Annotated in this window: 15 protein-coding genes, 2 tRNA genes and 1 pseudogene; 10 read left to right on the plus strand and 8 right to left on the minus strand. The window is 68.3% G+C overall.

What is annotated here, in order from left to right; genetic code table 11:
• Nucleotides 1–193 precede the first annotated feature (193 nt).
• Nucleotides 194–4,123 (plus strand): patatin-like protein, encoded by a 3,930-nt coding sequence (locus O7553_RS18125; RefSeq protein WP_281550912.1) that lies wholly within the window; start codon nt 194–196, stop codon nt 4,121–4,123.
• Here the strand turns inward: O7553_RS18125 and O7553_RS18130 are convergent.
• Entirely contained in the window at nt 4,088–6,187 is a 2,100-nt protein-coding gene (locus O7553_RS18130) for a prolyl oligopeptidase family serine peptidase (protein ID WP_281550913.1), read from the minus strand. The genes O7553_RS18125 and O7553_RS18130 overlap by 36 nt on opposite strands.
• Nucleotides 6,188–6,461: 274 nt before the next feature.
• Here O7553_RS18130 and O7553_RS18135 point away from each other — a divergent pair, with 274 nt between their 5' ends.
• Nucleotides 6,462–8,054, plus strand: coding sequence for a restriction endonuclease (locus O7553_RS18135; RefSeq protein ID WP_281550914.1), 1,593 nt, complete (start codon nt 6,462–6,464; stop codon nt 8,052–8,054).
• 32 nt (nt 8,055–8,086) lie between these two features.
• On the opposite strand, the gene O7553_RS18140 is transcribed toward O7553_RS18135, so the two are convergent.
• Nucleotides 8,087–9,343, minus strand: a complete 1,257-nt coding sequence (locus O7553_RS18140) for an FAD-binding protein (protein ID WP_281550915.1) — start codon at nt 9,341–9,343, stop codon at nt 8,087–8,089.
• Between the two features lie 79 nt (nt 9,344–9,422).
• Between O7553_RS18140 and O7553_RS18145 the strand changes: the two genes are divergently transcribed.
• Together O7553_RS18145 and O7553_RS18150 are read left to right on the plus strand one after the other, a co-directional pair.
• Nucleotides 9,423–10,427, plus strand: a complete 1,005-nt coding sequence (locus O7553_RS18145; RefSeq protein WP_281550916.1) for a 2-hydroxyacid dehydrogenase — start codon at nt 9,423–9,425, stop codon at nt 10,425–10,427.
• Between the two features lie 254 nt (nt 10,428–10,681).
• A complete protein-coding gene (locus O7553_RS18150; RefSeq protein WP_281550917.1) occupies nt 10,682–11,503 on the plus strand; it encodes an alpha/beta hydrolase in 822 nt (273 codons plus the stop codon).
• Nucleotides 11,504–11,747: 244 nt separating this feature from the next.
• On the opposite strand, the pseudogene O7553_RS18155 reads toward O7553_RS18150, so the two are convergent.
• Nucleotides 11,748–12,637 (minus strand): annotated as a pseudogene (locus O7553_RS18155) (IS3 family transposase).
• Between the two features lie 140 nt (nt 12,638–12,777).
• Between O7553_RS18155 and O7553_RS18160 the strand changes: the two are divergent.
• Nucleotides 12,778–13,758, plus strand: a complete 981-nt coding sequence (locus tag O7553_RS18160; protein WP_281550918.1) for a transposase — start codon at nt 12,778–12,780, stop codon at nt 13,756–13,758.
• Nucleotides 13,749–13,825 (plus strand) — tRNA-Ile (locus O7553_RS18165). Before O7553_RS18160 ends, O7553_RS18165 begins: the two co-directional genes overlap by 10 nt.
• 569 nt (nt 13,826–14,394) lie before the next feature.
• On the opposite strand, the gene O7553_RS18170 is transcribed toward O7553_RS18165, so the two are convergent.
• Nucleotides 14,395–15,075 (minus strand): TetR/AcrR family transcriptional regulator, encoded by a 681-nt coding sequence (locus O7553_RS18170; protein ID WP_281550919.1) that lies wholly within the window; start codon nt 15,073–15,075, stop codon nt 14,395–14,397.
• 111 nt (nt 15,076–15,186) lie between these two features.
• Between O7553_RS18170 and O7553_RS18175 the strand changes: the two genes are divergently transcribed.
• On the plus strand, nt 15,187–15,921 hold the full coding sequence (locus O7553_RS18175) for an NAD(P)-binding oxidoreductase (RefSeq protein WP_281550920.1): 735 nt from the start codon (nt 15,187–15,189) through the stop codon (nt 15,919–15,921).
• Nucleotides 15,922–16,070: 149 nt separating this feature from the next.
• Here the strand turns inward: O7553_RS18175 and O7553_RS18180 are convergent, their stop codons facing one another.
• On the minus strand, nt 16,071–16,265 hold the full coding sequence (locus O7553_RS18180; RefSeq protein WP_281550921.1) for a CHAT domain-containing protein: 195 nt from the start codon (nt 16,263–16,265) through the stop codon (nt 16,071–16,073).
• A gap of 251 nt (nt 16,266–16,516) precedes the next feature.
• On the opposite strand from O7553_RS18180, the gene O7553_RS30205 reads away from it, so the two are divergent.
• Nucleotides 16,517–16,849 (plus strand): hypothetical protein, encoded by a 333-nt coding sequence (locus O7553_RS30205; RefSeq protein ID WP_348650055.1) that lies wholly within the window; start codon nt 16,517–16,519, stop codon nt 16,847–16,849.
• Nucleotides 16,850–16,999: 150 nt separating this feature from the next.
• Here O7553_RS30205 and O7553_RS18190 read toward each other — a convergent pair whose 3' ends face one another.
• On the minus strand, nt 17,000–17,362 hold the full coding sequence (locus O7553_RS18190; protein ID WP_281555657.1) for a QsdR family transcriptional regulator: 363 nt from the start codon (nt 17,360–17,362) through the stop codon (nt 17,000–17,002).
• Between the two features lie 431 nt (nt 17,363–17,793).
• On the opposite strand from O7553_RS18190, the gene O7553_RS18195 reads away from it, so the two are divergent.
• Nucleotides 17,794–18,699, plus strand: coding sequence for a bile acid:sodium symporter family protein (locus O7553_RS18195; protein WP_281555658.1), 906 nt, complete (start codon nt 17,794–17,796; stop codon nt 18,697–18,699).
• A 498-nt stretch (nt 18,700–19,197) separates the two neighbouring features.
• On the opposite strand, the gene O7553_RS18200 is transcribed toward O7553_RS18195, so the two are convergent.
• Nucleotides 19,198–19,270, minus strand: a tRNA-Asn gene (locus O7553_RS18200).
• Between the two features lie 324 nt (nt 19,271–19,594).
• On the opposite strand from O7553_RS18200, the gene O7553_RS18205 reads away from it, so the two are divergent.
• The gene (locus tag O7553_RS18205) at nt 19,595–19,957 is read left to right on the plus strand and encodes a hypothetical protein (RefSeq protein ID WP_281550922.1); all 363 of its coding nucleotides are present in this window, start codon (nt 19,595–19,597) and stop codon (nt 19,955–19,957) included.
• Nucleotides 19,958–20,074: 117 nt separating this feature from the next.
• Here O7553_RS18205 and O7553_RS18210 read toward each other — a convergent pair whose 3' ends face one another.
• Nucleotides 20,075–21,085 carry a sugar phosphate isomerase/epimerase family protein gene (locus tag O7553_RS18210; RefSeq protein WP_281550923.1) on the minus strand — a complete coding sequence of 337 codons (1,011 nt, stop codon included), beginning with the start codon at nt 21,083–21,085 and terminating at the stop codon, nt 20,075–20,077.
• Between the last annotated feature and the right edge of the window lie 280 nt (nt 21,086–21,365).

Raw genomic sequence — 21,365 nt, forward strand, 5'->3', positions numbered from 1 at the left:
TACCCGATGCGAACACTATCGACAAACGACGATACTTCAATGCTTCTGGGGATACCGGTCCTGCCCTATTACCGGGTGATGGCACGCCCGGACGCCAGCTGTCACAGGGTGAGGTCGTCTGGGATCGCCCCGGCGCGTCGGCGACCCGTGCGACCATGCGGATGCCTCCCGGTGCTGCCGCGCGGAGGTGACCATGCCGGAGGATCGACGTCCCACACCGGAGGAGAACGCCCTACCCAACCGCCGTGAGCTGCGGATCGCCCTCGCCATGCGCGGCGGCGTCAGCCTGGCGGTCTGGATCGGTGGGGCCGTCGCGGAGCTGGACGTGCTGCGTCGGACCACACCCGACCCGCGGGGCACCGCGACCCTGCAGCGGGGGAAGTCCCCGGAACGTCCCGCCCAGCAGCAGCGGGCCGAGATCTATGCCAGCATGCTCCGGCTCGCCCGCTACGACGAGGTCAAGATCGACGTACTCGCCGGCGCCAGTGCCGGCGGTCTCAACGCCGTCGTGTACGGCGTGGCTCAGTGCGTCGGCTCGACCGTCGACGCGGTCCGCAACCTCTGGCTCGACGACGCCGATCTGTGGCGGATGATGCGGCAGCCTCGCCCGGTCGGTCGGGTGCCGTCGCTGCTGGCCGGCGACAGGTATCTCTACCACCGCATCTGCCGGGCGCTCTACCGGCTGCGCGACCAGGGCCACTGCGGGCTCGCCACCGACGACATGACCGTCGACCTGTCCGCCACCCTGCTGGCCCAGGATCAGAACCAGGAACGCAGCCTGGCCGAGGGGCAGGCCCAGTTCCACTTCACCCGCCGCGACGCTCCGCTCGACACCGGGATCACCGACTTTCCCGGACCCGCCGACCGACCGGACGCCACCGATCATCCGTGCGACGATCCGCCGCACCCGGTCAAGTACCGGCTGGACCGGCTCGCCCTTGCCGCCCGCGCCACCTCGTCGTTTCCCGGGGCGTTCGAACCCGCGTCGATCCATGCCGTCGCCGGTCACCACAACAAGCTGGAGTACGGCAGCGGCACGGACCGGACCTCGGTGCCGGAGATGTCGATGGTCTTCTCCGGACTACGGCCGCGGGGAACCAGCCTGCACATCGGGTCCGAACCGTACTACGTGGTCGATGGGGGAATCTTCGACAACATCCCGATCCGACGGGCGCTGCTGGCGATCTGCCGGACCGCAGCCGTCTCCCCCACCGATCGACGGTTGATATACCTGGATCCGGATCCGTCGCCGTCGGCTCGTAGCTCCCCGACTCAGCCGGACAGCAAGGGCGCCCTGCACTGGCTCCGGGTGCTGCTGCGGGCGATCGCGTTGAAGCAACGCACCGAGACCGAGGAGGGCGAACTCGGGCACGTCCGAAGCACCAACGACATCGGCCTCGCCGCCCAGATCCGGCAGCACCTCATCACCCAGCAGATCACGCTCACCAGAGCGCGTCGCCGGCCGCTGGGCAGCTGGCGACCGCCGGCCTGTGAGTGCCGGACCTGCCGCCGGACCATGATCAGCGACCGCGTCGTCAAACGTGACGGCGATCCACCGCCACCGCTGCCGGATCATTACCGCGACTATCGACACTCCGTCGACGCTCAAAAGATCGCCGAGATTCTCACGAAGCCGGCGGAGTACTCCATCGGCCGACCCGCACTGTCCGGACCGTATCAGGTTCTCGGCGAGTACGAGGCGCTGAACATCCAGGCACAACTCGACGACATCTACCACCAGGGGACAGTAGACGAGGAGGAATTTCAGGACATTGAGGCGGCCTACAGCGCGACTACCATGCTGATCTCCTGGATCCGTGCACTCGAGGAGAAGAATCGCAATTCCGATTACCGCGACGACCGGGCAGCGGGCGACGAGGCCGTCAAATGCCTACGCGAGGTCAAGCACAAAGTCTACCGGCTGCTGGAGCTGGCCGACCACATCCGTGACCTGGCCGGCGCGGAACTGCTCCGGGACTTCCAGGGACCGGGCGGCGCGCTGGAGAACCCGGATCTGCTGGCCGCCACCCGGCGGGCGCGCGCCCTGCAAAAAAGCCTGCCGGGTCTCCCCGACAAACTCCGCCGGGCGATAGTTGACGGGCAATGCGACAGCCAACAGTTCAACCGCATGCTGTTCGAACAGTACCCGGCGAAGTACATGGCCCGGGAAGTCGACATGTCAAGCCCCGGGACGACCGCGCTGGACGAAATCTGGACGCTGGCCGAGGACCTGAAAGGAGAGTTGCTGGAGATCGGCCAACCGATCGCCAGGCGGAAACTGCGCAGCGACGACGAACTGTGCCCGAAGGACCGGCGGGCCTGGTGCGACTCGGCATTCAAGGACGTCCACGATTCATCGCTACGCAAATTGAGCATCAAGAAGCTGCACACCATCTTCGCGGTTGCCGGCGGCGTGCCGGGAGTGCAACCCGTCGTCCACTACCACAAGATCACCGGTAACCAGGAGAGCCCACTGCAGCAGAAGTTCCGCAACATCGACTGCAGCGAACGCCGCAAGCGCCTGACCGAGCGGCTGCGCACCGGCCGACTCGACCCAGCCGATCCGGTGATCAACTCCCGTGCCAAGCTGGCCGGTACCACACTGCACAACTTCGGAGCCTTCCTCCGCCGGTCGTGGCGGGCCAACGACTGGGCCTGGGGCCGGCTGGACGCCGCCGCCGGCATCACCGACATGATCATCGACAAGCTCTGCGGCTGCTGCGACGACAACGAGCTCAACCGCGTCTGGCAGCGATGGGTCCAGGAGCCCGTCCCCGGCGTGTCGGGGCGGGAGTGGCGGCGGATTCTCACCGGCAGCAACGGTGACCTGCCGCCCGCGCCCACCAGGATGAGCCGCCTGCAGCCCGACCAGCGGGAGTGTCTCAAGCGTGCGCTGAAGAGCTGGCTGCAGTACCAGATCCTGTTGGAGGAGGACCAGGAGGCCAGGGAGACGGGCCGGTCCGACGACCCCGACCAACCCCGGCAGCCAGCGGCGATGGACCACTGGGAGCAACTCACCAACCGGGTGTCCCGCGGCAACGAAGGCGTCCGCGACCTTCCGGTCGCCTACCGCTACGGTCTGTCCAGCCGGGCGGTCCACCTCACCTACCGGGCCCTCTGGCCGGCCGGTAAGGGCTGGCCGACGATGGTCGGGCGCGCCCTGCTGCTGCTGATCCGGCCGCTGGTCGTGCTGCTACCGCTGGCCGCTGACCCGGCCCGCGCCGCCGCCACCACCCTGCTGGTCCTGCTCGGCTACGCGTCGATCGCCGACGCGTCCCGCGCCGACGAGAACCGGCCCGGCTGGGCCGCTGGCGTCGCCGCGCTGCTCGCGGCTGCCGCCATCGTCGTCGGCTGGGTCCGGGGCACCCGAGACTGGGCGCGGCTCGACCGCGAGACCGAATCGTGGAGCGAGGAGTGGCACCGGATCGGCCATCAGATGTGGTGCACCGCCCGACGGTGGCGGGCCCTGGGCCTGGTGCTGGCGGCCGTCTTCACCGCAGGCGGGGTCGGGTTGCTCTGGTTGCTGCCGACCGGCAGCCTGCTCGGCAACCGCCCGGAAACGCTGACGATCGTCGGCACCGTCACCGCCGCCACCCTGTGGTGGCTCGCCCATCGGCACGACCCGGCCCGGATCCCGCTACCCCGCCTGCGACGGCACAAGCAGCCGTACGACGCGGCGTGGAGCGCGGCGAACCACCGTCGTCACGTCCCCGTCCAGCGGGCCGTCTTCGTCTGCGCCACGCTGCTCCTGCTCCTGCCGCTGGTCGTCTGGAAACAACCCCGCCGGCTGCTGGAAGGACTCACGCTCGAGCCGCTGCGGCTGGTGCCACCCCGCGCCGAGGTCACCGTGCAGGGCGTTCCCGAAGCGCACTTCCCCGCGATCGGGATCGGACTGCTCGCCGTAGCGCTGAGCGCGGTCCTGCTCTGGGGCTGGACGAGACCGTGGCCGGCTCTCACCGCGATCATCGGCACCGGCATAGTGGTCGAAACCACCGCGCACCTGCTGTATCCCGGCCGGATAGCCAGCGGTCAGCTGACCGTGCTGCTCGTCGTCTGGGCGTCCTGCATGGCGGTGGTCACCGTCTTCCTACCTGTTACCGAGCAGTCCCCCGACCGGGTCTGACGCCGCGCGACGCTCACCGGTCAGGGTCCGCCGGACGAACTCCAGCAGCAGTGCCCACTTGAACGCCTGCTGTGCGTTGTCCGCTGCTGCGGAATGCCCACCCTCGACGTTCTCGTGATAGGTGACGTCGTGGCCGTACTCGCGCAGCCGGGCGACCATCTTGCGGGCATGACCGGGATGCACCCGGTCGTCGCGGGTCGAGGTAAGAAAGAGCGACGGCGGGTACGCCGTACCCCGTCGGATGTTCTGGTACGGCGAGTACTCCCGCAGAAACGCCCAGTCCGCCGGATCGTCGGGGTCGCCATACTCGGCCATCCAGGAGGCTCCGGCGAGCAGCTTGTGGTAGCGGCGCATGTCCAGCAGCGGCACCTGCCCGACGACCGCGCCGAACAGTTCCGGGCAGCGGGTCAGCATCACGCCCATCAGCAGCCCGCCGTTGCTGCCGCCGTAGACGCCGAGCCGGTCCGGTCTGGTCAGGCCACGGGCGACCAGGTCGGTGGCGACGGCGGCGAAGTCCTCGTACGCGCGGAGCCGGTTCTCCCGTAGTGCGGCAGTGTGCCAGCGCGGTCCGTACTCGCCGCCGCCCCGGATGTTGGCGACCACGAAGCTGCCGCCCCGGGCCAGCCAGCCGGCGCCGACGACGCCGTTGTAGGTCGGGGTCCAGGCGATCTCGAACCCCCCGTACCCGGTCATCAGGGTGAGCCCGGCCGCCGGTCCGGGCGGGCTGGCATCACCCGGTGTGACCAGGAAGTACGGCACCTCGGTGCCGTCGGCGGAGCCGGCGAAGAACTGCCGGACGGTCATCTGGTCGGCGTCGAAGAAGGCCGGACCGGTCTTGACCGGTCGCGTCGGGCCGTCGACGGTGCCGTGCAGCAGCGTCGGTGGCCGGATGAACCCGGCGGTGTGCAGCAGAAACTCGTCGCCCCGGTCCGGCTCGGTGTCGGCCACGTCGGTGTGGTCGAATCCGCCGGCGTCGGGCAGCGTGCGCCGCCGCCAGCCGTCGTCGCCGGGAGTCAGGATAGTGATCTCGCTACGGACGTCGGTGAGGGTGACCAGCAGCAGATGGTTGCGGGTCCATGCGTGGTAGCTGTAGGCGGAGCGCTCGGTCGGCTCGAAGACCGTGGTCAGCTCCCGTTTGCCGGCCAGGAACTCGTCGACCGGGGTGACCAGCACCGCGCCGGCAGGGTAGGTGATGTCACCGGTCTGCCAGTCGCTGCGCAGCTCGATCAGCAGCCACTGCCGGTGCAGGTCGATCTCGGCGTCCGAGGGCACGTCGACCAGGCCCCAACCGCCGTCGGGCCGCAGCAGGTAGGTCCGGTTGCGGAAGAACTCGGTGCGCCGTACCGCCAGGTCGCGCTCATAGCCGGCGGTCGGGTCGTGCACCACGGAGACGGTGACGTCGTCGACCTCGCCGGCGAACGCCAGCGGGGCGTCGGCCAGCGCGGTGCCGCGCTGCCAGCGCCGGATGGTCCGCGGGTAGCCGGAGTTGGTGACGGTGCCGGGCCCGAAGTCGGTGCCCACGTAGATGTGGTCGCGGTCGATCCAGCAGACGGTGCTCTTCGCCTCCTCGACGATGAAACCATCGGTCACGAAGTCTCGGGTGGTCAGGTCGAACTCGCGGACCACCGCGGCGTCCGATCCGCCCCGGGACAGCACGACCAGGCACCGGTCGTACCCGGGCCGCAGCACGTGGGCACCCTTCCAGACCCAGTTCTCCCCTTCGACCCGGGCGAGTGCGTCGAGGTCGAGCAGGATCTCCCAGCTCGGCTGCGGCCGACGGAACTCGTCGAGGGTGGCCCGCCGCCACACCCCGCGGGGATGTCCGGCGTCCTGCCAGAAGTTGTAGAGGTGATCCCCGCGCCAGGTCGGGTCGGGAATCTTGTCGGCGGAATCGAGCACCTGCTTGATCCGGTCCCGCAGCTGGGTGAACCCCGGCTCGGCGGTCCAGCCGGCGGTGGTCTCCGCGTTGCGGTCGCGGACCCAGTCGAGGGCGGCGGCACCGAGCACCTCCTCCAACCAGAGGTACGGATCGCCGCCGTGCGACACCCGGCCGTCCTTCGCCATCCGTCAATCCCTCCCCGCCCCCCGCCCCCCGGCCCGCTCCGCGAGGGTACGCACCAGGATAGGCAGGCTCGTCGTACCGCACCGCCCAGCAGAGGGTGCCGCCCCAAGGCCGGCTGCGAACGTCGCCGCCGGAAGCTGGACACTGGACGCTACCGTGACGGTCGGACAAGATTGACGCACGTCCAACGTGCAGACGTGCGACCAATGATCCGTCCGGGCCGGGTGGCGCGGACGGTCGGGGCGGGAGTGGACCGGCGACGATCGGGGCTGACAGATGAGCAGCATGCAGGAGGCGCAGCGGGCACACGCCCAGCAGGTGCACGCCCAGCACCGGGCCCAAGCCTTCGCGCACCGTCAGCATCAGCAGATGGTCTGGGAGGCGGAGAACGCCCGGCAGGCCGCCGAGCAGGCGGCCGCCGAGGACGAACGCCAACGCAAGCGTCTCTACATCGAGGCCCGGGCGGCGAAGATCGCGGCCGCCAACGCGAACCTGCGCTCGCGGGTGGCCGAGCTGGAGGAGCTGCTCGCCGACACCCTGGCCGTCGACGACCACATCGACCTCGATCGGCTCAAGCGCAGCAGCACCCCGCCGCCGTTCGATCCGGGTAACCTCGCCGTACCGCTGGCCGCACCGCAGTGGTCCGACTTCGCCCCACCGGAGCCGGCCGGCCTGGGCCGGATGTTCGGCGGTGAGGTCCGCCATCAGCAGCAGGTCGCCGAGGCGCGAGAGATGTTCGAGCAGGCCACCGCGAAACACGAGGCGGCGGAGGCTCAGCGGCACCGCCGGCTGGCCGCAGCCGAGGAGAAGTACCGTCAGCAGTGCGAGAAGCTGGCCGCCAAGGTCGCCGCGCACAACGCCGCGATCGACCGGTTCTCCGCCGTCTTCGCCGCCGCCGATCCGAAAGCCGTCGTCGAGTACTTCGGGCTGGTGCTCGGAAACTCCGTCTATCCGGACGACTTTCCGCAGCGCTACCGGCTCGCCTACCTGCCCGAGTCCCGTCAGCTGGTGGTCGAGTACCACCTGCCGGCGGTGGAGGTCGTCCCCCGGATCCGGGAGTACCGGTACCAGCCGGCCAACGACGAGGTGACGGCGGTCGGCCGGCCAGCGACCGAGATCGCTGAACGGTACGCCGACCTCATCACTCAGATCACCCTGCGTACGGTGCACGAGCTGTACGAGGCTGACCGCACCCGACTGCTGGAGACCGTCTGCCTCAACGGCATCGTCGAACAGATCGACCCGGCCACCGGTCGACCGGCCCGGCCCTGCCTGGTCAGTCTGCGTACCAACCGGGACGAGTTCGTCGCGATCAACCTGGCCAACGTCGACCCGGCCGCCTGCCTGCGCCGACTCGAAGCGCGGATCTCCGCCCATCCGGTGGATCTGGCACCGGTGCCCGCCGTGGTCGATTTCGACAAGGTCGACAAGCGGTTCGCCGACGAGATCGACGTCCTCGCCGACCTGGACCAGCGACCGGACCTGCTGACCATGCCGGCCGACCAGTTCGAGCAGTTGATCGCCGACCTGTTCACCAAGCTCGGGCTGCAGATGCGCCAGGTGCGCACGACAGCCGACGGTACGGTGGAGTGCATGGCGCACGATCCCCGCCCGTTGTTCGGCGGCACGGTCGTCGTGCTGGCCCGGCGCGGCGGCGGCACCGTGGACGTGTCGGCGGTCCGTGATCTGTTCGGCGTCGTCCAGGCGGAGAACGCCTCGAACGGCATCCTGGTGACCACCGCCGGCTACACCTCGGCGGCCTTCGACTTCGCTTCCGGCAAGCCGCTGGAGCTGATCGACGGCTCGGCGCTGCTGCACATGCTCGCCGAGGACGGTGGGGTGAAGGCCCGCATCGACCGCCGGGCCTGAGCCGTCGCGGATCAGCGGGGCACCGTCCGGGGTCAGCGGGGAAAGTAGCGGTCCAGGAAGTCGTTGTGGAACACGCCGGCCGGGTCGTAGTGGACCAGCAGGTCGGCGAAGTCGTTCCACCGCGAGTACCTGCCGACGAGTTCGTCCCGGCCGATGCCGAACAGCTTGCCCCAGTGCGGTCGGGGGGCGTACGGCACCAGTGCCTGCTCGACCGCGGTGATCACCGGCATCACCGCCGTCGCATCCGCGACCCAGGTGAAGTGGATCGCGACGCTGTCCCGCGAATGGTTCATGCTCAGCCACAGTTCGTCGGCGGCGACGGTACGGATCTCGCAAACCTGCAGCACGGGCGCGACCCGGTCGCGGATCTGGGCCACCGCGTCGAGGGCGTCGACCACGTCGCCGGCCGCTATCAGGTATTCCGACTGTAGTTCGGCACCACTGCTCGGGGTAAAGTCGAGCCGGAAGTGCGGCAGCCTGGTGTGCCACGGACCGGCTACCCCCAGCTGGCTGGTGCAGTTCTCCACCGGCATCCCGGGTACCGGATGGCGAGGGCCGTCGGCGGCGGCGAGCCCCAACCTGGCGGCGTCGACCGGCGGATGGTCGTGGTTGGTGCGCCGTTTCACCCACACCTGGTCGATACCGGTCCCGGTCCAGTCGGTGAACATGCTGACGCTGTAGCCGCTGTCCTGGAGCTGCTCCCATCCGGCGGTGAGCGCGTCGCGGGACAGCCCGTGATAGACGTACTGGGCCACGTCGAAGGTCGACTCGATCGCCAGGGTGACGCTGGTGACCACACCCAGCCCGCCGAGCCCGACCACCGCGCCGGTGAAGTCGGGATGGGACTGGTCCAGCCGGACCAGGTCTCCGTTGGCGGTCACCAGCTCCATCGCGCGTACGGCGGTGGCGAGGTTGCCGTTGCCCTGCCCGGAGCCGTGGGTGGCGGTCGCGCAGGCACCGGCGACCGAGATGTGCGGCAGCGAGGCCAGGTTGTGCAGCGCGTACCCGTGGGCGTGCAGGTGTTCGGCCAGCTCGCCGTAGCGGACGCCGCCGCCGGCGGTGACCGTCGACGCCTCGGAGTCGACCGTCACCTCGGCGGGCAGGCCGGCGAGCGAGACGAGGTCTCCGTCGGTGTCGGCAATCCGGTTGAACGAATGCCCGGTGCCGAGCACCCGCAGCCGGGCCGATCTGCCCACGATCTGTCGCAGTTCGTCGACGGTGGTCGGGCGGTGCACGTGACGCGCGGCGAAGGTGACGTTACGCGCCCAGTTGGTGACCGCAGCGGTCATCAGCCCGATCTCCTCTCGCCGACCCGCCTCACCGTACCCTGGACCGGCTCAAGCTACGGCCACGCCGGAGGAGGTCCCCATGCGGGTAGCGGTGTTCAGCACCAAGCCGTACGACAAGCGGTTCCTGGCCGCCGCGAACGCCGAGGCCGGTCACGACCTGGTGTTTCTGGAGCCGAGGTTGTCGGCGGACACCGCGCCGTTGGCCGACGGTTGCGACGCGGTCTGCGCGTTCGTCAACGACGACCTCAGCGCACCGGTGCTGGAGATGCTGGCTAGCGGCGGGGTCCGGCTGGTCGCGCTGCGCTCGGCCGGGTTCAACCATGTCGATCTGGCCACCGCGCGCCGGCTCGGGCTGACCGTCACCCGGGTGCCGGGCTACTCGCCGTACGCGGTCGCGGAGCACTGTGCCGGGCTGATCCTGGCGCTCAACCGCAAGATCCATCGGGCCTACAACCGGGTCCGGGAGCACAACTTCGCCCTCAACGGGCTGCTCGGCTTCGACCTGCACGGTCGGACCGTCGGCGTCGTCGGCACCGGCAAGATCGGTGTCCGGTTCATTCGGATCATGGCCGGGTTCGGCTGCCGGGTGCTCGCCGCCGACCCGTACCCGTCGGACGAGGCCGTCGCCGCTGGCGCGAGTTACGTCGCGCTGCCGACGCTGCTCGCCGAGTCGGACATCGTCACCCTGCACTGTCCGCTCACCCCCGACACCCACCACCTGATCGACGAGGAACGGATCGCGCAGATGCGCGACGGTGTGATGCTGATCAACACCAGCCGGGGCGCGCTGGTCGACACCGCCGCCGTGATCCGTGGTCTGAAGAGCGGCAAGATCGGCCATCTGGGCCTCGACGTGTACGAGGAGGAGGCCAGTCTGTTCTTCGAGGACCTGTCCGACCAGATGCTGCGCGACGACCTGTTCTCCCGGCTGGTCACCTTCCCCAACGTGCTGATCACCGGCCATCAGGCGTTCTTCACCGAGGAGGCGTTGCACAACATCGCCACCACCACCGTCGGCAGCCTGACCGCGTACGAGCGGGAGGGCACGCCGACGGACATCCAGCCCGACGCCCTGGTGCGCTGACCGACGACCCACGTGCACGGCGTCCGACGCGACGGGGCCCGGTACGAGGCCCGTCAGCGCCGGAACACCCAGCCACGCAGGCACCGTCGCGACGCCGGCCGGTTCCCCGTTTTCGCCGGTTCACGCCGGTTATCTTTCCGCGTCTGCGGAGACTCTTCACCTTGACGGATGCTCAACGCCCGGGCCGGCCCGGCAGCGCAGCCCAGCCGACCAACGGCAGAAGCAGGAGCGCACCGAGAGTCAGGAGTGACGCCATGGGGTACCTCACCACGCAGGACGGCACCCAGCTCTACTACAAGGACTGGGGTTCCGGCCCCGCCGTCGTCTTCTCGCACGGCTGGCCGCTCAACGCCGACGCATGGGACGGCCAACTGCTCTTCCTCGCCCAGCAGGGCTTCCGGGTCATCGCGCACGACCGGCGTGGGCACGGTCGGTCCAGCCAGTCGCCCGAGGGCAACGACATGAACGGCTACGCCGATGACCTCGCCGCGGTGATCGAGGCGCTCGACCTGACCCACGCCACGCTGATCGGGCACTCCACTGGTGGCGGTGAGGTCGCCCGGTACATCGGCCGGTACGGCACCGGTCGGGTGGCGAAGGCGGTGCTCATCTCCGCCGTACCGCCGATCATGGTGCAGACGCCGGACAACCCGGACGGGCTGCCGCTGGCCGTGTTCGACGAGATGCGGGCCAGCCTTGCCCACGACCGGGCGCAGTTCTACCAGGACCTGGCGATCAAGTTCTACGGCGTGAACCGGCCAGGTGCAGAGGTGTCCGACGGCATCCTGCACCAGTTCTGGTCGTGGAGCATGCAGGCCGGGCTGTGGAACGCGTACCAGAGCGTGTCGGCGTTCTCGGAGACCGACTTCCGCGACGACCTCGCCGCCTTCGACGTCCCCACACTGGTGATGCAGGGCGACGACGACCAGATCGTGCCGATCAAGAACGCTTCGATGAAGACCGCACAACTGGTGTCCGGCGCACAAGAGGTCTACTATCCGGGCGCCCCGCACGGCATCACCGCGACCCACCAGGACCAGGTCAACCAGGATCTGCTCACGTTCTTGAAGAGCTGAGCCCGGGTACCGGCCACGTTCGTCGGCCTGCGGGTGAGGTCGTTGCATTGACATCCTCGCCGCCCTAAACCTCGATCCGTGGATTGGTCGGTCCGCTGCGACCGGTAACGGCGTGGAGATATGACGAGAGTGCCCTCTGAGCTGGGATGATCGGGTTTGTCGAAGACCTGATCAGACCGGCTTGGAAGGGCACTCTCGGTGTGAGGGGCCTCGCGTTTTCCGGACAGTGGTTCGGCCGGTTCTTTCACGCCGCGATTTGAAGGTTCTCGAACTCTGCGTGGACTTCCCGGGGAGGTTGGTAGCCCACCGCTGAATGCAGACGCTGACGATTGTAGCAGAATTCGATGTAGGCAGTAGCGTCCCGGCGTGCCGCCTCACGAGTGGGATACTTCACACGCGACACGCGTTCGTTCTCCAGTGCACCGAAAAACGATTCCGCCATCGCATTGTCGAAACAAATTCCGGTCCGGCCAGCAGATCGCCGCAACCTCAGATCCCGAAGCGTTCTGCCGTAGTCGTCCGACATGTAGTTGCTGCCCCGGTCCGAATGAAAGATGGCGTTCTTCCTGAGTTCGCGATTCCGGGCGGCGTTACGGATGGCGCGGGACATCAACGGCGTCTGATAGTGGTCGTCCATCGCGTATCCGATGACCTCCTTCGTGCAGCAGTCGATGACGGTCGCCAGATACAGCCTCCCCTCGCCGGTCGGGATGTACGTGATGTCGCCGACGAGCTTCTCGCCAGGCGCGTCGGCGGTGAACTCCCGGCCGACGAGGTCAGGCACCGTGCCGGACGACGACTGGGTGAGACCCCACCGCCTCGGGTGGGGCTGGCACGGCACGAGCCCGAGCTCGCGCATCAGCTGGCGGACGAGTTTTTCAGGAAGCTGTTCTCCATCTCGAGTTCCCGGTTGCGACGTTCGAGTTCCTTCAGTCGAGCGCGCTCGTCGACGCCGATCGGTGGGCTGTCCTGGGCGCCGCTGTTTTCCCGCCGGTACTGGCGGACCCAGGAACGCAGCGTCTCCGGGTGAACGTCGATCTCCCGGGCAACCTGCGACACTGGCTTGTTCGACTGTAGAACGAGTTGCACTGCTTCTTCACGGAACTCTGGGGTGTATGAGCTTATGCGTGCCATCGCGCTTCTTCCCTCGACTTTCCTTGCAGGGTAACCTTATTGGCTCCCTGTCCGGAATCCTCGGGGCACCTCAGATCTACAACCTGCTCAGACCCGTTCCAGCAGTATGAGCCCTTGACAAACATAGGGGCATCCAAGCGGTGTACGTCGAGGACCTGTGCGTTGTTGGTCTCGGCCGGACTCGGCTGGCGAAGTCCGTGCAGGATGCGGGCTGGGCCGCCTTCACCGGCATGCTGGAGACACGGCGGAGCGGGTGCGCCACGAGGCGCGCGTTCGCCCGGGTGGACCGGTGGCTCCCGTCCACCCGGATGTGCTGCGACTGCGGCCGGATCAACGAGAAGATCGCGTTGAACGTCCGGGAGTGGGACTGCCCGTGCGGCCGTCACCACGACCGGGACATCAACGCCGCCATCAACATCAAGGCCGCCGGACAGGCGGACTTCAACGACCGTCGAGCGCACGTAAGACCGGGACTCGTCCCGGCGGCGCGCAGTGAAGCGGTAACCCACCCGGGCGCCGCGTGTTCCACGCGCAGCGTGGAGGGAATATCCGTCCTTCAGCTTCAGGGCGGAGAGGATGTCAACGGTGAACTGGCTGTCCACCCCTGTGCTGCCGACGGTGGTGGGCGACCGCCTGCTGTCGACCAAACCGGTCAGCAGTACCCGGGCGGTCTCGACGAGAGCGAACACGGTTGCCGCCGGCGCGGTGAACCGGGCGACCTGCAACTGCCATGGCAGGTCGGCCCGGTCCGCGAGCTGGTCAGCGTCGAGGACGAAGAGCTGCAACGTGTAGTAGAGAACATCGACCGGCGCGGTCGTGCCGCCGGGCTCGCCCACGAGCAGCTCGGCGCAACCGACGAATCCCAGGATCGCCGACACCCCCGCCAGCAGCACGAAAGCAACGCGGAGCAGGGTGATCCTCGTTTTGTTCCGGTCCTGGTCCAGGGAACCTCCCCACCGTACGGCCTGACGGTCGATGCAACAAGCATCACCCATAGGCGCCAGTTGGCTACCCAGCGCTTGACCATCACATTTCATGGTGAAGTGGGAAAATTCGCCTTGTTGCCACTGGTCCGTCACCACGCACACCGACCGGATAAGATTCCATCGCCGGGGCGGTAGCTCAGCCGGTCAGAGCAGGGGACTCATAATCCCTCGGTCGCGGGTTCGAGCCCCGCCCGCCCCACCAGGTGCAGCGTTTCGCGAACCAGATCCAATTCTCGGTGTTGCCAGGGACGGGGACGCAGCAGGAGCACCACCGCGTCTGCGCGGGGCCGGACCGCGAGCGACCAGGCACGGTGACAGGAAGGTTGCCAGCGAATCAGCGGCAAGGACATCCAGGTAGCGGCCTTCGATGAAGGCAGGAAAGGCAACATCGGCAAGAACTGAGCCGTACGCGGTGGAACGATCTCCTTGCGCGGACGGCGCACCCGGCGGCGAGGCTTGCCGGCGGCCAGAGCAAGACCCCCACCGAACGTGACGCCTGGGATTTCGCGGCCGCCGAGGAAACACCGGCTTGGAACTGGTCACCCTGTGTCCGGTCGCCGTGCTCGGCCCAGTGATCGGCTAGGAGATCTCCGGCACCAACCACATCGTGCAGCGCAGCCTGGACGGCAGCTTGCCGGGTTAGCCGGAGCTGTACATCCATTCGTTGACGTGCGCAACGTCGCCGCCGCCCACGTGCTAGCCATGACCACGCCCGGTGCCAGCGGCCAGCGGTTCCTGCTCTCCGGCGGCCCGGGCGATCCCGCATACGGGTCACCGCCAGTTTTCCCGGCTCCGCTGCAGACCGTCGAGGATCAGGTCGAGTCCGACGTCGAACTCGGCCGCATAGGAATAGCCGGGAGCCAGCGCCCGGTGGACAATCATCTCGGCGAGATGCGGCAACTCGTCGCGGGGCAGTTGCTCCAGGATCGCGCCCGCCACCTGCGTGACTTCGGCGGACGAGGTGAACGGCAGGCTGAGTTCCTGCAGAGTGAACCCGTAGACGTAGCTGTCCAGCAAGGAGAGCGCGTGCGCCGCGCCAGCGACGGAGAATCCGCTGGCGCGCAGGCAGCCGAGCACTGCGTCGTGGTGACGAAGGGTAGCCGGGCCGGGGTTGGTCCGGGAGTCCATCAGACCGATCGCCCACTGGTGTCGGATCAGCGCCGCCCGCATCGATGCCGCTCGGTCCCGCATCGCGGTGCACCAGTCGTTTCCGTCCGCCGGTAGCTCGATCTCATCGAAGACGAGATCGACCATGCCGTCGAGGATCAGGTCCTTGTTGCGGAAGTGGTGATACAGCGACATCGCCTCGACGCCGAGCCGCTGCGCGAGCCGGCGCATGCTCGGCACGCCCGAACCGGCCTCGTCCGCCAGCGCGACCGCTTCGCGCAGCACCAACTCCTTGCTGAGCGCGGTACGCCGGTTCGCGGGCGGGTCGGCTGGCTCCGTGACCACGTGATCCTCCTGCTGTCACCTCTCGGACTACTTGACAACCTTACACCGCAAGGCTGTACCTTACAGCGTAAGCCGAACGCGATTCGGGGAGCGACAGACGGGAGCAGGACCATGGAACCAGTCGACACCGACGGGGTCGGCCAGCCAGGTGCCGGCCGGCGGATCTGCGTCGTCGGGGCGTCCGGGAAACTCGGGCGATACATGGTGCGGCACGCGTTGGAGCGTGGGTACGAGGTCGTCGCCGTGTGCCGGGAAAAGAGCATGCCCAAGCTGGCCGAGTTCGACGGACGGATCACCGTGGTCCCCGGGCCAACCAACTCCCATACGGTCATCGCCCAGGCGGTGCGCGGCTGCGACGCCGTGCTCACGGTGCTGGTGCCGTGGGGTGTGCAGAACTACGCCTCGGGCACCGCCCAGGCGGTGCTCGACCATGCCGAGCCCGGTGCCCGGCTGATCTTCTCCTGCGGTTGGCACATCAGCAACGACGGTCAGGACGTCTACCCCCGAGGGTTCAAGCTCTACACGGCGGTCTTCGGCTGGCTGGCGAAGCTGCTGCGGGTGGTGGATGTCAACGACCAGGTACGGGCCTGCCGACGGGTCTTCGCCAGCGGTGCCGACTGGACCGTCGTACGCGGCAGCGACCTCGAAGAAGGCGACAGCCAGGGCCTGCCGGTGTGGAGCCGGCACGTGGGCGACCCGGTGTTGGCCAGCAACCTGACCCGGCGAATCGACTTTGCCCGGTTCATGGTGGAGGCCGTGGACGACGACACCCTCGTCCGGGAGGCCCCGGCCATCGTCGGTCGGCTCACCCCGTCCGCCCTCGCCCACGCCGGTCGGCTGCAGTGACCGACGCGGTCGACGCGGCCCAGCCGGCACCGGCCACCGCGAACGACGCCCTGTGGCGCAACGGTGATCCGTCGTCGCGCGATTGCCGTATCGCCCGCCGCATCGCCTCCCCCACCGGCACCCGGTACGGAGTATCCCGGGCAGCGCGATCATGAGGTTGGCGGCACCGGTAGGCCGGTCAACTCGGCGACGAGCGTGACGGAGGGCATCACGGTGACCGGCCACCGGTCGACGAGGGACTCACCCGGACCGGACCGCAGGGCGGCGAACGGCACTCGGTGGAGCTCGCCGTCGGGCATCACCACCAGCAGTTCGGCTGCCTCATCGCGCGCGCAGGTATCCATCGTCACCGACGGTCGTCGCGACCGCCCCTTTGTCCGGCGACGCGAACCGGACGGCGCCCCGGTGACCGCGCGGTGACTCCCGTATCCCAGTGGGAGGACAGATGCATCCGTCGTTCTCTGAGTCCGAAGACCCGGCGCCCGCAGCCCGGCAATCCGCACATTCGCTCAGCCGTGATCGCGCGTATCCGCCCGCCCGGCGCTCCACACACCGGTCGGCTCGGCCGGACCGCAGCCGGCGTCGGGTTCGGGGCGTGCTCGCTGCGGCGACGGCCGCATTGCTGGCGGTCGCCGGGCTCACGTTGATCCCGAACGCGAGCGCCGCCAAGAACCCGTTCGAACGGGGTCCGGCACCGAAAGCGTCCAGTCTCGCCGCTGCCCGGGGCCCGTTCGAGACGTCCCAGGTGACGGTGTCGTCGCGCGATGCCAGCGGGTTCGGCGGCGGCACGATCTACTTCCCGACCAGTGGCGACGAAGGCACCTTCGGTGGAGTGGCGGCGCCCCCGGCTTCACCGCGTCTCGGTCGAGCATGGCCTGGTTGGGACCCCGGCTGGCATCACAAGGGTTCATTGTATTCAATATGGTGATCGGCACCGAACGAGACACGATCGCCTCGGTACGATTCCATTCCGAACCATTCTTCGAAAGCCTTCCATCCGATTTGGACAAGGCATATCTGGAGCTCAACAACGCTAGCCATTTCGCACCGAACATTCCGAACACTACCATCTCGTCGTTCAGCGTGGCCTGGCTGAAGCGCTTCGTCGACGACGACACCCGCTACGAGCAATTTCTCTGCCCGCCGCCCCGCCCCGCAGGTCGAGGTCCGGCTGCCGGCCGGTGAGCAACTCCGCGTAGATGGCGGGCTCGACGATCCGGATGTAGAGGTACGCCAGCGACTCCGGTGCGGCGTGGTTGGCCAGATCAGGGCCGAGCACGTCGACGAAGATGTCCACCTGGGCACGGATGAATCGCCGGTGCACCCTGCCCGGCTCGGCGAACAGCACCCGGGCCGCCGTCCCGGGTTCGTCGGCGAGGAACTGCCGGAACGGCGCGGACCGACGCACCGCGACGGCGTAGCGCGTGGTCACCTCGATCACGCCGTCCACGTCGGTGCGTTGACGCGCGCCACGTGCTTCGGCCAGTTGAGGAAGTACCGGCCGCCACCGCGAATGACCGTTTCCTCGCTCACCACCCGACGGGGTGCCGGATTCTGGGCGACCGGCGTCTGCGCAGTCCTGCCGTTGCCGTGTCGCATGCTGCTGGCCGGGCGGACCCGATAGGCCATTGACCCATACTCTGGGCACGTTCCGTGATCGCCAATGGTTCAAGACACCGCCAGAATCGGCCCGGCCAGCGAATATTTCGCCAACCATTGGTGACTCACCGCAATCTACCCGACTCGGCGACCGGAGGAACCATGCCGGTCAGGATGGCGGCCTCCAGGGATCCAGCAACCAGGAAGAAGCAGCCGACCGATCGGCAATGTAAAGATCCATGCACTTCATTCCAATCGGAAAGCAGGCTTACCATGAGCAACGATACGGTGGTTCTCCTATTTCCCATCGCCGTGGCGATCATCATGCTCGGACTTGGGCTCACCCTGACAATGGAGGACTTCCGCCGGGTTCTGCGATACCCGCGGGCCATGGTGGTCTGCCTGGTCAGCCAGATGCTGGTGCTGCCGGCGCTCTGCCTCGGTCTGGTCTTCGTCCTCGGCCTACGCCCCGAACTGGCGGTCGGCATGATGCTGCTCGCCGCCTCACCGGGCGGCAGTACGGCGAGCCTGTACAGCCACCTGTTCAAAGGTGACCTGGCGCTGAACATCTCGCTCACCGCAGTCAACTCGGTGCTGGCGCTGTTCACCCTGCCGGTGATCGTCAACCTGTCCGTCGCCGGGTTCATGGGGTCGGACAATTCGATCGGGCTCCAGTTCGACAAGGTGATTCAGGTGTTCGCCCTCGTGCTGATCCCGATCTCCATCGGCATGGCGGTCCGGCGGCGGTTCACCGGCCTCGCGATCCGGTTGGAGCGCGCGGTCAAGGTGCTGTCCGTCCTCGTGCTGCTGATGATGATCGCCAGCGTGATCGCCGGTCTCGGCGAAGAGGTGTTCGACGTCCTTGGCGAGATCATCCTCGCCGTCGTGCTGTTCAACCTGCTCAGCATGACGATCGGCTACTTCGGCCCCCGGCTGTTCCGGGTCGGCGAACGCGAGTCGATCGCCTCCGCCTTCGAGATCGGCCTGCACAACGCCAGCCTGTCGATCACCATCGCGATGACCCCCTCGCTCCTCGGCAACACGGAGATGGCGATGCCCTCGGTCACGTACGGCTTCGTCATGTTCTTCACCGCCGCTGTCTTCGGCTTCATCGTCGCCCGGCGGGTTCCAGCGGCCAGCGCGTCCGCCGAGCGGGCGACGCCGGCCAGCCGGGTCTGACCCGCTGACCCCGATGTGACCCCAGGGCCCGAAGGTCAGCGCCGGCACCGTAGCGAGAGCCCGGGTGCCGGCGCCGACCTCTGGTCCGAAACCAGGGCTGTCGTCTGGTCCGAAACCGGCCTCGACCTCTGGTCAGGACCGACGGCGATGCAACGCCGCGTCGCCAGCCGCAGCTGGGCGGGTGGCAAGAGGCCGGCGACGGCACGGGGCAGGTCGGCCGTTCCGGCGGCCGGCACCCCGATCTGACCCCGGGCGAAGGATCGCAGAATCATCGCGACGACATGATTCGACGTTTCCAGGTCGGGCGGAGAGTCCGGCTCGCCGCAACTCGTCCACAGCGCTGGTCTCCGCCGCAACGGGTGCGCCGGCCGTACCGTGTCATCGGCTCGCCGGACCAGCACAACAGGAGTGAAGAAGCGCAGGTCGAGGCGGTGATGTCGGTGGCTACCCGGCCACCGATCCGATCGGCCTGTTCGATGAGACGGCCATCCGTAGAAGCTCCCCCGTTTGGACTCGAACCAAAAACCTGCCGGTTAACAGCCGGCTGCTCTGCCAATTGAGCTACGGGGGACCGCTGTGTAGCCGGCAGCGGATCTCTCCGGACGCCTGGCGACGGGACAAGAGTACAGGACGCCACCGCCGGATGGGCGACCGGGTTCGCCGTCCCGGACCGACCGGGTCCACGGCCCCGGACCGGCCGGTCGACCTCCGATCAGGAGCGTACTGAAACGGACAAAAGACCGAGTTGCCTGTGCTGACGCGTGAGAAGGGAGCAGGATGGGTAGACAGCACCGGACAGATGACGAAGGCACGACCGGGTCGCTCATCGGCCAGCCGGCACCGAACCGGACTGACGGCCGACGGGTACACCGGGTCAGGTACGGAAGGAGCCGCCATGCGCGGAAAACTTTGGTTCATCGGCGGGGTCGCCGTGGGTTTCGTCCTGGGCGCCCGCGCCGGCCGGGAGAAGTACGACGAGTTGGTATTCAACGCACGCAAGGTGATGGACCACCCGACGGTGCAGGAGGCCGCCGGGGTGGCGCAGGCTCAGGCCAACCGGATCTACGCGGAGGGCCGGGAGCGGCTCAGCCACACCCGGCTGGGCGAACGCCTCAACGGCCACGATCACCTCACCACCCCCGACAGCAGTCTCGCCGACGCTGGAATGGGCACGGCCTCCTCGCCCGGATCCACTGGTGCGACGACGGCCGGGAACAAGCCCGGCAAGGGCACCGGATCCGGCGGCAGCGCCAACTGACGCCGGCACTCACCGTCGAGAACGCGGCGTACGCGTGGGCCGGTCACCCCGTCAACGGGGTGACCGGCCCACAGTCGTCCCGGTGTGTTCGCCGCCGCTGGTCCGGCGGCGGCCAGGTCAGTCCCGGCTGCTGGAGAACGCGGCGTCGAACGCCGCCGTCGGGGCGTCGAACGCCTGCTGACGGACGAACCGCAATGCCTCGGGGGCGCCGACCAACCGGTCCATCCCGGCGTCCTCCCACTCGACCGAGATCGGTCCGTCGTAGCCGATCGCGTTGAGTGCCCGGAAACAGTCCTCCCACGGCACGTCGCCGTGCCCGGTGGAGACGAAATCCCAGCCCCGCCGCAGATCCGCCCAGGGCAGGTGGGAGGCGAGCCGGCCGCGCCGACCGTCGCCGGTACGGACCTTCGCGTCCTTGCAGTCGACGTGGTAGATCCGGTCGGCGAACTCGAGGATGAAGTTGACCGGGTCCAGTTCCTGCCAGACGAAGTGCGACGGGTCCCAGTTGAGGCCAAACGCCGGGCGGTTGCCGATCGCCTCCAGGGTGCGGCGGGTCGTCCAGTAGTCGTAGGCGATCTCGCTTGGGTGCACCTCATGGGCGAACCTGACCCCGACCTCGTCGAACACGTCGAGGATCGGGTTGAACCGGTCCGCGAAGTCCTGGTAGCCGCGTTCGATCATCTCCGGCGGCACCGGTGGGAACATGGCCAGGGTGTGCCAGATCGACGAGCCGGTGAAGCCGATGACGGTGGAGACGCCGAGCTTCGCGGCGGCCCGGGCGGTGTCCTTGATCTCCTCGGCGGCGCGCTGACGGACGCCTTCGGGTTCCCCGTCGCCCCAGATCCGGGCGGGCAGGATCCCCTGGTGCCGCTCGTCGATCGGGTGGTCGCAGACCGCCTGGCCGACCAGGTGGTTGGAGATCGCGTACACCTTGAGGTTGTACTTGGCCAAGGTTTGCAGCTTGCGTTCGACGTAGTCGTCCTCGGCCAGCGCCCGGTCCACCTCGAAGTGGTCGCCCCAGCAGGCGATCTCCAGGCCGTCGTAGCCCCACTCCGAGGTCAGCCGACACACTTCCTCGAACGGCAGGTCGGCCCACTGGCCGGTGAAGAGCGTGATGGGTCGCGCCATGGTCCTTCTCCCGTTGTCGTCACTGGGATTCCATCCCGCGCCGCAGGTGCGGCGCCTGGTTGGACCGGTGCGAGGTGACGGCCCGATGAGCTATCGGCGTGGAACTACCTGGTCGTGGTACATCGACCGGTGGGGCGGGCAGCGGACACCGGCCGGCTGGTCACGACGGCATCCGGCACGCTCGCCGTGCCGGCGCGACGCTTCCCGACCGGGCGGGTTGCGCCTCCCGCCCGGACACCGGCCCGGGGGACGGGCCTGCCCGCACCACTCTAGGCCGGTT

The organism is Solwaraspora sp. WMMA2059 (assembly GCF_027497315.1).
Taxonomy (GTDB): Bacteria; Actinomycetota; Actinomycetes; order Mycobacteriales; family Micromonosporaceae; genus Micromonospora_E.